This is a genomic window from Stenotrophomonas sp. ZAC14D1_NAIMI4_1 (assembly GCF_003086775.1).
In the GTDB taxonomy this organism is placed as follows: domain Bacteria; phylum Pseudomonadota; class Gammaproteobacteria; order Xanthomonadales; family Xanthomonadaceae; genus Stenotrophomonas.
Window position 1 is genome coordinate 1,364,130 of record NZ_CP026001.1, and the last position, 14,431, is coordinate 1,378,560.

General features: G+C 67.4%; 10 protein-coding genes. 8 read left to right on the forward strand and 2 right to left on the reverse strand.

All coding sequences use genetic code 11. From position 1 onward, the window contains the following. Positions 1-2 precede the first annotated feature (2 nt). Genes cyoB through cyoD form a run of 3 tightly spaced genes read left to right on the forward strand, consistent with a single transcriptional unit; the run spans position 3 to position 2,976 of the window. Positions 3-2,000, forward strand: coding sequence for a cytochrome o ubiquinol oxidase subunit I (cyoB, locus tag C1927_RS06335; RefSeq protein ID WP_108747782.1), 1,998 nt, complete (start codon positions 3-5; stop codon positions 1,998-2,000). Beyond that, complete coding sequence (cyoC, locus tag C1927_RS06340; RefSeq protein WP_108746207.1) at positions 1,997-2,635, forward strand: cytochrome o ubiquinol oxidase subunit III; 639 nt, start codon at positions 1,997-1,999, stop codon at positions 2,633-2,635. Before cyoB ends, cyoC begins: the two co-directional genes overlap by 4 nt. Further along, a complete protein-coding gene (gene cyoD / locus C1927_RS06345) occupies positions 2,635-2,976 on the forward strand; it encodes a cytochrome o ubiquinol oxidase subunit IV (protein ID WP_079221116.1) in 342 nt (113 codons plus the stop codon). The genes cyoC and cyoD overlap by 1 nt, the downstream gene beginning before the upstream one ends. 363 nt (positions 2,977-3,339) lie before the next feature. Here cyoD and C1927_RS06350 read toward each other — a convergent pair whose 3' ends face one another. After that, positions 3,340-5,397, reverse strand: coding sequence for an EAL domain-containing protein (locus C1927_RS06350; protein WP_108746208.1), 2,058 nt, complete (start codon positions 5,395-5,397; stop codon positions 3,340-3,342). Between the two features lie 203 nt (positions 5,398-5,600). Between C1927_RS06350 and radA the strand changes: the two genes are divergently transcribed. The 4 genes from radA to C1927_RS06370 all read left to right on the forward strand — a co-directional run bounded on the left by radA (position 5,601) and on the right by C1927_RS06370 (position 12,020). Then, positions 5,601-6,980: a DNA repair protein RadA gene (radA, locus tag C1927_RS06355; RefSeq protein ID WP_079221118.1), complete on the forward strand. Its 1,380-nt coding sequence runs from the start codon at positions 5,601-5,603 to the stop codon at positions 6,978-6,980. Positions 6,981-7,153: 173 nt separating this feature from the next. Then, on the forward strand, positions 7,154-9,010 hold the full coding sequence (locus C1927_RS06360; RefSeq protein WP_079221119.1) for an ATP-binding protein: 1,857 nt from the start codon (positions 7,154-7,156) through the stop codon (positions 9,008-9,010). 56 nt (positions 9,011-9,066) lie between these two features. Next, complete coding sequence (locus C1927_RS06365) at positions 9,067-11,373, forward strand: tetratricopeptide repeat protein (RefSeq protein WP_108746209.1); 2,307 nt, start codon at positions 9,067-9,069, stop codon at positions 11,371-11,373. Between the two features lie 179 nt (positions 11,374-11,552). After that, positions 11,553-12,020 carry a hypothetical protein gene (locus C1927_RS06370; protein ID WP_108746210.1) on the forward strand — a complete coding sequence of 156 codons (468 nt, stop codon included), beginning with the start codon at positions 11,553-11,555 and terminating at the stop codon, positions 12,018-12,020. A 95-nt stretch (positions 12,021-12,115) separates the two neighbouring features. On the opposite strand, the gene ccsA is transcribed toward C1927_RS06370, so the two are convergent. Next, complete coding sequence (gene ccsA, locus C1927_RS06375; protein ID WP_108746211.1) at positions 12,116-12,910, reverse strand: cytochrome c biogenesis protein CcsA; 795 nt, start codon at positions 12,908-12,910, stop codon at positions 12,116-12,118. A 122-nt stretch (positions 12,911-13,032) separates the two neighbouring features. Here ccsA and ffh point away from each other — a divergent pair, with 122 nt between their 5' ends. Continuing rightward, positions 13,033-14,409, forward strand: a complete 1,377-nt coding sequence (ffh, locus tag C1927_RS06380) for a signal recognition particle protein (protein ID WP_079221123.1) — start codon at positions 13,033-13,035, stop codon at positions 14,407-14,409. Positions 14,410-14,431: the final 22 nt, after the last annotated feature.

Genomic DNA, 14,431 nt, shown 5'->3' on the forward strand with positions numbered 1-14,431 from the left:
ACATGTTGGGAAAACTCTCTCTTGAGTCGATCCCCCACGATCCGATCGTGCTGACCACCCTGGTCGGCGCGGTGCTGGGTGGCCTGGGCGTCATGGCCCTGATCACCAAGTTCAAGCTGTGGGGCTATCTGTGGAAAGAGTGGTTCACTTCGGTGGACCACAAGAAGATCGGCGTGATGTACCTCATCGTCGCCTTCGTCATGCTGCTGCGCGGTTTCTCCGACGCCATCATGATGCGTACCCAGCAGGCCATCGCCGTCGGCGGGTCCGAGGGTTACCTGCCGCCGCACCACTACGACCAGATCTTCACCGCCCACGGCGTGATCATGATCTTCTTCGTGGCGATGCCGCTCATCACCGGCCTGATGAACCTGGCCGTGCCGCTGCAGATCGGTGCGCGCGACGTCGCGTTCCCGTTCGTCAACTCGCTCAGCTTCTGGCTGTTCGTGTCCGGCGCGGTGCTGATCATGCTGTCGCTGTGGATCGGTGAATTCGCCGCCACCGGCTGGCTGGCCTTCCCACCATTGTCGGGTATCGAGTACAGCAACAATGTAGGTATGGACTACTACATATGGGGCCTACAGGTCGCGGGCCTGGGTACCACCCTGAGTGGTATCAACTTCTTCATTACCATCCTGAAGATGCGCACCCCGAGCATGAAGCTGATGCAGATGCCGGTGTTCACCTGGACTGCCCTGGTGACCAACGTGCTGATCGTCGCTGCCTTCCCGGTGCTGACCATCACCCTGGTGCTGCTGACCCTGGACCGTTACCTGGGTACGCACTTCTTCACCAATGATGGTGGCGGCAACGCCATGCTGTACATCAACCTGATCTGGATCTGGGGCCACCCGGAAGTCTATATCCTGGTCCTGCCGGCCTTCGGCGTGTTCTCCGAAGTCATCGCGACCTTCTCGCGCAAGGCACTGTTCGGCTACAAGGGCATGGTCTACGCCACCGCCTGCATCGGCGTGCTGTCGTTCATCGTGTGGCTGCACCACTTCTTCACCATGGGCTCGGGTGCCAACGTCAATGCCTTCTTCGGCATCACGACGATGATCATCTCGATCCCGACCGGCGTGAAGATCTTCAACTGGCTGTTCACCATGTTCCGCGGTCGCGTGCAGTTCACCACGCCCGTGCTGTGGACCATCGGCTTCATGGTCACCTTCACCATCGGCGGCATGACCGGCGTGATGCTGGCGATCCCGGCCATCGACTTCGTGCTGCACAACAGCCTGTTCCTGATCGCCCACTTCCACAACGTCATCATCGGCGGCGTGGTGTTCGGCATGTTCGCCGGCATCACCTACTGGTGGCCGAAGATGTTCGGCTTCCGCCTGAACGAGTTCTGGGGCAAGTGCGCGTTCTGGTGCTGGTTCATCGGCTTCTACGTGACCTTCATGCCGATGTACGTGCTGGGCTTCATGGGCATGACCCGTCGCCTGCAGAGCACCGTCAACCCGGCCTACGAGCCGTTCCTGCTGGTTGCCGCCGTGGGCGCCTTCATCGTGGGTGCCGGCATCCTGTGCCAGATCATCCAGGTGGCCGTGTCCATCCGCGACCGCAAGAAGACCGCCGACCTGACCGGCGACCCGTGGGATGCCCGTACGCTGGAGTGGGAAACCTCTTCGCCGCCGGCTTTCTACAACTTCGGCGCCCTGCCGGAAGTCACCGAGCTGGACGATTTCTGGGAGCGCAAGCAGCGTGGTGAAGCCTGGCCGAAGCCGGCCAAGTACACCGACATCCACATGCCGCGCAACACTGGCACGGGCGTTGTCATCGGTGCCTTCAGCCTGGTGTTCGGCTTCGCGATGATCTGGCACATCTGGTGGCTGGCCATCATTGGCTTCGTCGGCATGATCGCCACGTTCATCTACCGCACCTTCGACCAGGACGTGGACTACTGGGTCCCGGCCGCCGAGGTGGAACGCATCGAGAACGAACACCGCAAGCACCTGGAAAACCAGGGCCTGGTGAAGTCGGAGCTGAAGGCATGAGCACCAATACCTCGACCCTGAGCCACGGGCACGCCGCGCATGCGGCGGCCCATGGCCATGACGACCACGAGCACCACGATACCGGCGGCAACACCGTCTTCGGTTTCTGGGTGTACCTGATGAGCGACTGCCTCATCTTCGCCTCGCTGTTCGCCACCTACGTGGTGCTGGCCGGCGGCACCGACGGTGGCCCGGGTCCGAAGGATCTGTTCGAGCTGCCGTTCGTGGCGTGGGAAACCGCGCTGCTGCTGACCTCGTCGCTGACCTTCGGCCTGGGCATGATCGCCATGCACCGCAAGCAGGTCGGCCAGATGTTCCTGTGGCTGGCCGTCACCTGGCTGCTGGGCTTCGGCTTCATGTGCATGGAAGTCTATGAATTCCATCACCTGATCCATCAGGGCTATGGTCCGGACCGCAGTGCCTTCCTGTCGGCGTTCTTCGCCCTGGTCGGTACCCACGGCCTGCACGTCAGCGCCGGCCTGCTGTGGCTGCTGGTGATGTTCGTGCAGCTGAAGAAGTACGGCCTGACCCCGACCAACAAGACCCGCATGGCGTGCCTGAGCCTGTTCTGGCACTTCCTGGATCTCATCTGGATCGGCGTGTTCTCCGTCGTCTACCTCAATGGAGCGCTGTAATGGCACATGACAACCATGCACACGACCACGCGGCCGGTGGCGAGAGCCACGGCAGCGTCAAGTCCTACCTGATCGGCTTCGTGCTGGCGGTGGTGCTGACCGTCATCCCGTTCTGGGTGGTGATGTCCGGCGACTTCTCGCGCACTGTCAGCGGTGTGGTCATCGCGGTCACCGCGGTGCTGCAGATGCTGGTCCACCTGGTGTTCTTCCTGCACCTGGACCGCTCTTCGGAAAGCCGCTGGAACGTCAACGCTGCTGCCTTCACCGTCGTGGTGATCGGCATCATCGTGATCGGCACCCTGTGGGTCATGCACAACATGAACGTGCACATGATGCACTGACGTCTTCGCGACGTTGCCACATGCGAAAAGGCCGCCCTTCGGGGCGGCCTTTTTGTTTGGGTCGGGTGGGGCGTCCGGTGCGTTCGCCGGCCAGCGGCCGGCGCTACCAGGGGAAGTCGGTTGCGTGTTCTTCCGGGGGGTAGTGCCGGCCGCTGGCCGGCAATCGCGCGTTTCGCCGGGCATGGCCCGGCGCTATCGGGGGATGTCGGGTGTGCGTTTCGCCGGGCATGGCCCGGCGTCACGGGTTGGGGCGAGCGCTGGTAGCGCCGGGCCATGCCCGGCGGCACGGGTTGGGGCGCGCTGGTAGTGCCGGCCGCTGGCCGGCAGCAGTAGATCCACGCCATGCGTGGATGAACCGCCGGCTCACCCCACCTTGCGCAGGAACTCGTCCGGATCCATCGGCCGGCCCAGGTGGTACCCCTGCAACTGGTCACAGCCCAGCCCGCTCAGGTACTCCTGCTGCTCGCGCGTCTCCACGCCCTCGGCCACCACCTGCAGCTGAAGCGAGCGCCCCAGCGCCACGATCGACGACACGATCGCCGCGTCTTCGGCGTTCTGCTCCAGGTCGCGCACGAACGCGCGATCGATCTTCAGCTCGGTCGCCGGCATGCGCTTCAGGTACAACAGGCTGGAATAGCCCGTGCCGAAATCATCGATGGAGATATGCACGCCCATCGCGGTCAGGTCGTTGAGGATGGCCAGGCTGGCTTCCACGTCCTTCATCGCCGTGGTTTCGGTGATCTCCAGGGTCAGCCGTTCCGGCGCGATCGCATGGCGCGCCAGCACGTCGCGCACGTTGTCCACCAGCGACGGCGAGGAGAACTGCAGCGGCGACAGGTTCACTGCCATCGTCCATTCCGGGTGGCCCGAATCGTGCCAGCTGCGCAGCTGCGCGCAGGCCTGGTCCAGCACCCAGTCGCCGATCGGCAGGATCAGCCCGCTGCGCTCGGCGATGGGGATGAACACATCCGGCGCGAGCATGCCCAGCTCCGGGTGCTGCCAGCGCAGCAGTGCTTCGGCGCCCACGGCAGGCGTGCCGGCGGCGACGAACTTGGGCTGGTAGTGCAGGCGCAGCTCGCCGCGGTCGGCGGCGCGGCGCAGGTCCTGCAGCAGTCGCAGCTGGCGGTTGGCGCTGACCTGCATCGACGGGGTGAAGAACGTATAGCCGTTCCGGCCGGCATCCTTGGTGTGGTACATCGCCGCGTCGGCGTGTGCCATCAGTTCGCGTTCGGTGGCGCCGTCGTCGGGGTACAGGGCGATGCCCAGGCTGGCGCTGACCTGCAGCTCGGCGGCGTCGATCAGGAACGGCTCGGCCACCGCCGCGATGATGCGCTCGGCCACCACCACCGCATCGTCCGGTTCGTCGACGGCCAGCACGATCACGAACTCGTCGCCGCCCAGCCGGGCGAAGGTGTCCTGCGGGCGCAGCAGGCCGCTGACACGCTCGCTCATGCGCACCAGCAGGCGGTCGCCCAGCTGGTGGCCATAGGCATCGTTGACCGCCTTGAAGCCGTCCAGATCGCAGAACATCACCGCCAGGCCGTGGTTGCGGCGGCGTGCCTTCTCGATGGACTGCTCGATGCGATCCTGCAGCAGCATGCGGTTGGGCAGCTGGGTCAGCGGGTCGTGCAGGGCCGCCTGCAGCAGCTTGTCGTTGGCCTTTTCCAGCGATTCGGCAAGCAGGCCGGTGCGCTCGCGCATCTGCCGGTCGAACAGCGAGGCGACCAGCGCGATGCCGATGGTGCCCAGGGTGGTGACGATGACCAGTATCGCCAGCCAGCGGCTGTCGATGCCGCCGTCGATCACCGCGCCACAGAGGCTGCCTTCGGGGAAGCGGGCGGCGGCCATGCCGGTGTAGTGCATGCCGACGATGGCCAGGCCCATCACCAGCGAGGCCAGCAGGCGCAGGCGCAGGGTGCGCTCACCCTCCTTGCGCAGGCGGAAGGCGATCCACAGCGCCGCACCGGCGGCACCGATGGCGATCAGGATCGAGGCGGCAAACCACAGCGGGTCGTAATCGATGCCCGGCTGCATGCGCATCGCGGTCATGCCCAGGTAGTGCATGGTGGCGATGCCCAGCCCCATCAGCACCGCACCGGCCAGCAGGCGGCGGCGCGGCAGCTGCGGCCGCGAGACCAGCCACAGGGCGTAGGCCGAGGCGCAGACCGACACCGCCAGCGAGTACAGGGTGATGGCCAGGTCGAAGCCGATCGGGATCGGCAGGTTGAACGCCAGCATGCCCACGAAGTGCATGGACCAGATGCCCAGGCCCATGGCCGTGGCGCCGCCGGCCAGCCACCAGCGCGCCACCCGGCCCTCGGTCGTGGCCAGGCGCCCGGCCATGTCCAGTGCGGTATAGGACGCCAGGATGGCGACCAGCAGCGAAAAAACAACCAGACTCTGGCTGTAGGTGCCAGTCATTGAGGGTCCTTCGGGGGGCGTGGAGGGGGCGCAGCGGCGCGGACTATAGCGGCTGCGTGGAGCGCAACCTTAGAGCATTAAAGTGTGATGTTCATCTCATATTCGAGAATGTCATGACCGGGTCGCCCTCATGCCGGGGGTCGCAGCGCCTGCGACTGGCCTCGGCTATCCTCCTTCACCTCCCCGCACCGAAGTCCTGCCCCATGGCCAAAGCCCGCCTCACTGCCTACGTCTGCAACGAATGCGGCGCCGAGTACAGCAAGTGGCAGGGCCAGTGCACCGAGTGCAACGCCTGGAATTCATTGTCGGAAATCGTGCTGGAGAGCGCGGCGGCGGCCAAGGCGCCTGCGTCGCGCCGGGCCGGCTGGGCCGGCAAGATCGATCCGCCGAAGATCACGGCGCTGAAGGATGTCGAGCAGACCGAGCACCGCCGGGTCAGCACCGGCATCGGTGAGTTCGACCGCGTGCTGGGCGGCGGCCTGGTCGAAGGCGCGGTGGTGCTGGTCGGTGGCGACCCGGGCATCGGCAAATCCACCCTGCTGCTGCAGGCGGTGGCGAAGATGGCGGCCGTGCTGCCGGTGCTGTATGTCACCGGCGAAGAGTCGCTGGCCCAGGTGGCCGGGCGTGCGCACCGGCTGGAACTGCCGCTGGACGGTGTGAACGCGCTGGCCGAGACCGGCGTCGAGTCGATCCTGCAGCACGCGTCCAAGGCAGGGCCGCGGCTGATCGTGGCCGACTCGGTGCAGACGCTGTGGACCGAAACCCTCACCGCCGCCCCCGGCTCGGTCAGCCAGGTACGCGAGAGTGCTGCGCGGCTGGTGCGCTTTGCCAAGGAAACCGGCACCGCCGTGTTCCTGGTCGGCCACGTGACCAAGGAAGGCGGTATCGCCGGCCCGCGCGTGCTCGAACACATGGTCGACGCCGTGCTGTATTTCGAAGGCGAGAGCGGCAGCCGCTTCCGCCTGCTGCGCGCGTTCAAGAACCGCTTCGGCGCGGTCAACGAACTGGGCGTGTTCGCCATGGGCGACAAGGGCCTGAAGGAAGTCTCCAACCCGTCGGCCATTTTCCTGTCCGGTGCCAGTACCCATCAGCCAGGCAGCTGCGTGATGGTCACCCGCGAGGGCACCCGGCCGCTGCTGGTGGAAGTGCAGGCGCTGGTCGATGCCTCGCCGCTGTCCAACCCGCGCCGTGTCGCAGTCGGCCTGGAACAGAACCGACTGGCCATGTTGCTGGCGGTGCTGCACCGTCATGGCGGCGTGTTGGTGGGTGACCAGGACGTGTTCGTCAATGTCGTGGGTGGCATCCGCGTGCAGGAGACGGCCGCCGATCTGCCGGTACTGCTGGCCGTGCTGTCGTCGCTTCAGGACCGGCCGCTGGCGGAGAAAACGATTGCCTTCGGCGAGGTCGGCCTGTCCGGCGAGATCCGCCCGGTGCCCAATGGCGAAGACCGCCTGCGCGAGGCCGCCACCCACGGCTTCAAGCGCGCCATCGTGCCCAAGGCCAATGCGCCCAAGGGCGGTACGGTGAAGGGCATGGAAGTGATCGCGGTCGAGCGCCTGTCCGAGGCCATCGACGCAGCGTGACATCGGTCCTGTAGAGCCGAGCCCATGCTCGGCTGCTTTTCCGCCAACGGCAGCCGAGCATGGGCTCGGCTCTACACGCATCCGATGCAGTAACGGTCAGCTTCACTGTGCTAGTTTTCCCGCTCGACGACGGCGCCCCGTGGCGCCTTGTGTGGCAAGGAGTAACCGATTTCATGCAGGACCCGACGCTCAGCATCCCCGCCGCCGAAATCCGTCGCGCAGGGGTCGATCTCAATGGACTGATGACGGTGCTGGGCAAGCACCTGTATTCCACCCCGATGGTGGCCCTGCGTGAGCTGGTGCAGAACGCGCACGATTCAATCATCCGCCGCCGCCTTGAACAGCCGGGCATCGAGCTGCCTTCGCGTATCGAGGTGCGGGTGGATGCCGCCGCCGGCGTGCTGCGCATCATCGATACCGGTGCCGGCCTGACCCGCCAGGAAATCCACGATTACCTGGCGACCGTCGGTGTCGGCTACACCCGTGGCCTGCGCCAGGGCGGTGACGACCAGGACGGCCTGATCGGCATGTTCGGCCTGGGCTTCCTCTCGGCCTTCGTGCTGGCGCGGCGGGTGAGTGTCCGCACCACCTCGTACCAGACGCCGGAGCTGGGCCACCTTTACGTGTCCAGCAACGCCGAGCAGTACACCGTCAGCGAAGTGCCGGCACGCGCCATCGGCACCGAGGTGGAACTGGAACTGCATTCGGATTTCCTGCCGCTGGCCAACGAGGCGCGCCTGTACGAGGTGCTGGGCCGCTACTGCGCGCTGCTGTCCGAGCCGATCTTCATCGGCGCTGCGGCCGAGGCCCTCAACCCCGAGCCGCCGCCGTGGCGCGGGCAGGGCGACGTGGCGCTGCATCCGGTGCAGGCGCGCCGCCAGGCACTGCAGTTCGCTGCGCGGTTCGAGCATGACTTCGAGCCGATCGTGACCCTGCCGCTGCGCGCCGACGCCGACAGCGATGCCACCGGCATGCTGTGGGTGCAGGATGGCGCGACCTACGGCACCAGCGACAACCGCAACCTGTCCGTGTTCGTGCGCGGCATGCTGCTGGATGACGATGCGCGTGACCTGCTGCCGCCGTGGGCGGGCTTCATCGGCGGGGTGATCGAATCCTCGCGCCTGACCCCGACCGCCAGCCGCGAGGACCTGCAGCGCGACGACCAGTACCGCGCCGTGCAGCATGCGCTGCTGGAAGCGCTGATCGACGGCCTGGCGGAGGTCGCGCGGCAGCAGCCCGAAGCCTGGCGACGCGTGCTGGCCCGCCACAACGAAGCACTGCTCGGTGCGGCGCTGTGCGATGAGCGCCTGTTCGAGCTGCTGCTGGAACACGTGCGCGTGCCGACCTCGCAGGGCGACCTGCCGGCCAGCGCGCTGCCGTCGCGCGGCGCCGTGCATGTGATCCTCGACAACGGCGGCGGCTTCGAGGAAATGCTGTTCCGTGCGATGGGCGTGCCGGTCGCGCACGGCCACCGCTATGCGGTGGTGCCGTTCCTGCGCCGCTGGACCCAGGCCAAGGGCCTGCGCCTGGTCGAACTGGGCACCGAGCAGGGCAACCGCGCCTTGTTCCGCACCGATGACAGCCTGGATGCGGCGCAGCTGGCCTGGCTGGGCGAGCACCTGGGCGATGGCGAGCAGCTGTTGCCGGCGCGTTTCAGCCCCGAAGCGCTGCCGGTGGTGGTCGTGCCCGACCGCGAAGCCGAACTGAAGCAGCGCCTGGAAGACGACGAGAACGACAAGCGCGTGTCGATGGCGGCATTGCGGCTGGCCCGCCAGTTCACCGCCCGCATCGAGGCGCGCGCACCATCGCGGCTGTACCTCAACCTGGACAACCCGGCCGTGCAGGCCTTGCTGCAGGCACAGCGCGAGGGGCATGCGCAGGCGCCGGCGGCCGCGCGCCTGCTGCGCTCGCTGAAGATCATCGTCTCTGCCCAGGGCCGCCCGCTGGCCCGTGGCGCCGCAACGCCCGGCCCGGACCTCAATGGCGCCTTCAGCGAAATCGCCACGGCCCTGCAGCAGATGCTGCGCTGAGCATTCCAGACACTTTCTCTCATCCAGCCTCACGCTAGACAGGAGCACCAACCCCCATGGATATCTGGAACTGGGTCGAAAAGCTGCAGGAAGACCTGCGCCAGGCAGGCCAGGCGCAGAACGCGCACCTGCTGACCCGCCTTGCCGACGAAGTCAGTGAACTGCAGGTCGACCGCGTCGATGCGCTGCTGCCCGAGGCGCGTGCGCTGGGCAAGGCGCTGGACAATCCCTGGGTCGACGTCTATGTCGGCCACTGGGCCCTGCGCAACCGCGTGGGCAACCGCGTCGAAGGCGAGAGCGCACTGGGCGAAGCCGTCTCGCTGTTCGAGCGCGCGCACCGCGAAGACACCCTGGAGTGCCCGCAGTCGATCTGCGTGACCCAGGATCTGGCCGCCTGCTACGGCAACATCGACGGCCCGGGCTGGGTGCCCGAGCGCATCGAAGTGTGCGATGAAACGCTGGCGCGTATCGATCCGACCTGGGCCTGCTTCCAGTGCCTGAGCTGCGAAAAGGCCGATGCCCTGCTCGATGACGGCCGTGCGCAGGATGCACTGGATTATCTGAAGGTGCAGGCCGATGCGGTGGAAGCGCGCGGCAAGGAAGTGTTCGACAGCTTCCCGGAAATGCAGATCAAGATCCTGCTGGCCAGCGGCCGTGCCGAAGAGGCGATGGTGCTGATCGAGCAGCGCGAAGCCGAAGTGGCCGCCGCCGGCGAGTACGAACCGGCCAACTGCACGGTGCCGCGCCGCCTGTCGCGCGCCTGGGCGCTGGCCCAGCTCGGCCGCGACGAAGAAGCGCTGCAGCAGCTGGTGCCGTGGAGCGAACTGACCCCGAACACCTGGCGGCTGTGGGCCACGACGGTGGCGCTGCTGTGCAGCCGCGACCCGGCCCGCAACACCTGGAACCTGGGCACGCGTTTCAACACCATCATCGAGCACTTCGCCAGCGTCGGCGCGCACCGCCTGGTGATCGAGCTGGCGGCACTGAGCCTGGAACTGGCCCTGCAGCGCGGCGCGCGCTGGGTGGCACAGCGCCAGCTCGGCCTGGCCCGTACCCATCTGGCGCAGCTGCGCCAGGATCGGGGTGCCAGCGAGCGCGTGGCCGGCCTGGCCGCACGCATCGACGCACTGCCCGAGGTGGAACCGCTGCCGGTGCCGGCGTCCGAACTGCTGGCCTGGCTGGAAGCGCGCGGCGAGCAGGACCAGTCGCGCGATCCCGAGCGCGAAGCGCAGTGGCTGCTGCAGGCGCACGCGCAGTGCCCGGACGACGAAGCGCTGGCCGAGGTGGCCGCATCGGCGCTCAATGCCTGTGGTGCGCAGGCCGAGGCGCGCGCGCTGCTGTGGGACTTCGTGCGTGCCCATGCCCATGAAGATGGTGCTGCTGCCTACACCCTGATGCGCTGGTTGACCGAGCAGGGCGACGACGATGGCCTGCGCCGCCTGGCTGACACCTATCGCGGCAGCGTGCCGGTGTTCGCGCACTGGTGCGAGGTGCAGCGCGCACGCCGCGTGTCCGACTGGCCGGCGCTGGAGCAGGCCGCGCAGGCGCTGCTGGCGCTGTCGCCGGGTTCGCACGGCGCACGTGGCACGCTGGCCCGCATGTACATGGAAACCGGCCGCTTCAGCGATGCACAGGCCTGCTACGCGCAGCTGGTGGAGACGCTGGAAGATGCCAACGCCGCGCACTGGGACCACATGAGCGCGGCCAGTGCCGCAGGCGACTGGGAGGCGGTGCGCCGCTCGGCCGCTGCCATCGGCATGGAGCTGACCAGCCAGGACGGCGTGGTCGAGGAACCTTGGGGCTGGGTGATCATCCGCAGCCTGGAACAGGGCGAGCCGATGGAGTACTACGCACGCCGCACCGGCCCGGTGACCGCGCGCATCGTCGAGAACGCACCGGCCAACCGTGCCCAGCAGGTGGGCGACTGGGTGGTGTTCGATGCCGCGCTGGTGCATCCGGCGCCGGAGGAAGAAGAGCAGCGTCAGCACTTCATCCCGACCTATGCGCAGGTGCACGTGCTGGAGCGCGGCGGCTTCGAGCGCAGCTGGCTGATCGACGGCGCGCACCCGGGCGAGGAGGCCTGGAACGCATTCGTGGAAGGCGCCGAAGCGCAGGGCTGGCAGGTCTGGGCGCACAGCCGCCCCGACTACACCGTGACCGATCCGGATGCGGAGGAGGGCACCCTGCCGGGCCTGCTGTTCACCGTGGCCCAGCCGCAGGGGCATGCGCCGCTGGCGCTGCATCGTTACCTGCAGCAGTCCACCGCCGGCTGGTCGCACCCGCAGTGCTGGCTGCGCCTGGCTGAAGCCTGTGACCAGGAACGGCAGCCGCACCTGGATGTGATCGAGCGGTACGGCCTGTAGGTTTCACCGCGCTGCGCGCTCGCCGGGCATGGCCCGGCGCTACCCCCGCGCGAATCCGGTAGCGCCGGGCCATGCCCGGCGTCCCCAGCGAATCCGGTAGCGCCGGGCCATGCCCGGCGTCCCCAGCAAATCCGGTAGCGCCGGGCCATGCCCGGCGTCCCCGCCTCAAGGAGAAAACCATGCGGAACACACGGATGTTGATGATCGCCAGCCTGCTGCTGGCCCCGGCCGCGTACGCTGCACCGGCCTGCGAGGATGCGGCGGGCGTGGCCCGTGCGTTCTTCGAGGCCACCTCCGGTGACGACGGCCGCGTGCTGGACGCGCCGCCGGCCCTGGTCAGCCCGGCCTTCGCCAAGGCGCTGCGCGAGGAGCGTGCCTGCCAGGTACGCGAGGAGGGCATCTGCACGATCGATTCGGACCCCTGGCTGGATGGCCAGGACGGCGAGATCGACAGCGCCGTGCGCTACGGCTGGAAGCCCGTCTCGGCCACGGCCGGTGAGGTCACGCTGAGCTACTCGGTGTGGAAGAGCGCCCACCTCACCCGCCTGCCGATGGTCCGCCACGGCAAGGGCTGCTGGCAGGTGGACGACGTGATCACCAACGGCGGCCAGTCGGTGCGGAAGATCCTCGCCCAGCCCATCCCCTGAAGGTAGTGCCGGCCGCTGGCCGGCAATGGCATGGGATTGTGTTGCCGGCCAGCGGCCGGCACTACCGTGGGTGCCGACCGTCGGCCGGCACGCCTTTACCGCGTATGCCCGAACACCAGTTCGATCACGAACTGGCTGCCGAAGAACGCCAGCAGCAGCAACAGCATTGCCGACAGCGTCCAGTGCACCGCCTTCACCCCGCGCCAGCCGTAGCGGCGGCGGCCGATCAGCAGCACGCCGAACACGATCCACGACAGCACGCTGAGCACGGTCTTGTGCACCAGCTTCTGCGCCAGCAGGTCATCGACGAACAGCACGCCGGTGACCAGGGTGAGGGTGAGCAGGGCGAAGCCCACGGTGATGACCCGGAACAGCAGTGCTTCCAGGTCGGCCAGCGGCGGCAGCGCACGCAGCCACGGGCGGAATTCACGGCGGCGCAGCGCCCGTTCCTGCAGCCACAGCATGATCGCCAGCAGGGCGGCGATGCTCAGCGTGGCGTAGGCCAGCAGCGCCAGCCAGGCGTGGCTGGCCAGGCGCCAGCCCAGCAGCTTGCTCGGTTCGTGGCCATAGCCGTGGTAGACCGCCAGCAGCAGCGCGGCCAGCGGGAACACCACCACGCCCAGCGCCGACATGCGCCCGCGCGCGCCCACCAGCGAGGTCAGCCAGGCCATGCCCAGGCCGACCAGCGACAGCGCGGCGAAGAAATGCATGTCCGGGCCGCCGGTCGTGCGCATCGCCACCAGCACGTGGTAACCGCCGTGCAGCAGCATGGCCGGCAGCGCCGGCCACAACCAGACGGGCGAGCCGACGGCATCATCGCGGCCAAGCGCACGCACCAGCAGGGCGCTGGCGGCCAGATAGAGCAGGGCGGCGATGAGAACGATTAACATCGTTGCAGTTTCGCATACCCCCGGGATGCTGGCGACGGCCCCGTGGTCGCAGCCCGGCAGGGTGGACGGACCCGCTATACTGTCTGCCTTATTGTCCCCCGCTTTCAGACAGGTTGCGCCGCATGTTCGAGTCCCTGACCCAGCGCCTTTCCGGCACCATCGAGCGCCTGCGTGGCCGTGGCCGCCTGACCGAGGAGAACATCCGCGAGGCGACCCGCGAAGTACGCATCGCGCTGCTTGAGGCCGACGTCGCATTGCCGGTGGTGCAGGCCCTGATCGAGCGCATCAAGGTGCGTGCGGTCGGCCAGGAAGTGCTGAAGTCGCTGACCCCGGGCCAGGCCCTCATCAAGGTCGTGCGCGACGAGCTGACCGCGGTGATGGGCGCCGAAGCCAGCGACCTGAACCTCAATGTTCCCGCCCCGGCCATCATCCTGATGGCAGGCCTGCAGGGCGCCGGCAAGACCACCACGGTGGGCAAGCTGGCCAAGCACCTGAAGGAAAAGCGCAAGAAGAAGGTGATGGTGGTCTCGGCCGACGTCTACCGTCCGGCCGCGATCGAACAGCTGAAGACCCTGGCCGAGCAGGTCGGCGTGCTGTTCTTCCCGTCCAGCGCCGACCAGAAGCCGGAAGCCATCGTGCGCGCGGCCATCGACGATGCACGCAGGTCGTTCGTAGACGTGCTGCTGGTCGATACCGCCGGCCGCCTGGCCATCGACGAAGCGATGATGGCCGAGATCAAGGCCCTGCACGCGGCGGTCAACCCGGCTGAAACCCTGTTCGTGGTCGACGCCATGACCGGCCAGGACGCGGCCAACACCGCCAAGGCTTTCGGTGATGCGCTGCCGCTGACCGGCGTGGTGCTGACCAAGACCGACGGTGACGCCCGTGGCGGTGCCGCGCTGAGCGTGCGCTACATCACCGGCAAGCCGATCAAGTTCGTCGGTGTCAGCGAAAAGCCGGAAGGCCTGGACGTGTTCCACCCGGACCGTATCGCCAGCCGCATCCTGGACATGGGCGACGTGCTGTCGCTGGTCGAGCAGGTCGAGCAGCAGGTCGACAAGGACAAGGCCGCCAAGCTGGCCGAGAAGGTCGCCAAGGGCAAGAAGTTCGACCTGAACGACATGCGCGACCAGCTCGAGCAGATGCAGAACATGGGCGGCATCGGCGGCCTGATGGACAAGCTGCCGGGCCTGGGCAACATCCCCGAGCACCTGAAGCAGCAGGTCAGCCAGGGCAAGGAAGTGCCGCGCATGATCGCCATCATCAGTTCGATGACCAAGAAGGAACGGCGCAACCCGAACCTGCTCAACGGCTCGCGCCGCGCGCGCATCGCCAAGGGCTCGGGCGTGACCCCGGCCGACGTCAACAAGCTCATGAAGCAGTACATGCAGATGGAAAAGATGATGAGCAAGATGGCCGGCGGTGGCATGAAGGGCATGATGCGCAGCATGAAGGGCATGATGGGCGCCATGGGCGGCCGCGGCCTGCCGTTCCGTTGATGCCGGAGGGCGGCGCGGGTGC

Coding starts and splice junctions, on each gene's coding strand:
- cyoB (WP_108747782.1), top strand. CDS start 3: ATGTTGGGAAAACTCTCTCTTGAGTCGATCCCCCACGATCCGATCGTG.
- cyoC (WP_108746207.1), top strand. CDS start 1,997: ATGAGCACCAATACCTCGACCCTGAGCCACGGGCACGCCGCGCATGCG.
- cyoD (WP_079221116.1), top strand. CDS start 2,635: ATGGCACATGACAACCATGCACACGACCACGCGGCCGGTGGCGAGAGC.
- C1927_RS06350 (WP_108746208.1), bottom strand. CDS start 5,397: ATGACTGGCACCTACAGCCAGAGTCTGGTTGTTTTTTCGCTGCTGGTC.
- radA (WP_079221118.1), top strand. CDS start 5,601: ATGGCCAAAGCCCGCCTCACTGCCTACGTCTGCAACGAATGCGGCGCC.
- C1927_RS06360 (WP_079221119.1), top strand. CDS start 7,154: ATGCAGGACCCGACGCTCAGCATCCCCGCCGCCGAAATCCGTCGCGCA.
- C1927_RS06365 (WP_108746209.1), top strand. CDS start 9,067: ATGGATATCTGGAACTGGGTCGAAAAGCTGCAGGAAGACCTGCGCCAG.
- C1927_RS06370 (WP_108746210.1), top strand. CDS start 11,553: ATGCGGAACACACGGATGTTGATGATCGCCAGCCTGCTGCTGGCCCCG.
- ccsA (WP_108746211.1), bottom strand. CDS start 12,910: ATGTTAATCGTTCTCATCGCCGCCCTGCTCTATCTGGCCGCCAGCGCC.
- ffh (WP_079221123.1), top strand. CDS start 13,033: ATGTTCGAGTCCCTGACCCAGCGCCTTTCCGGCACCATCGAGCGCCTG.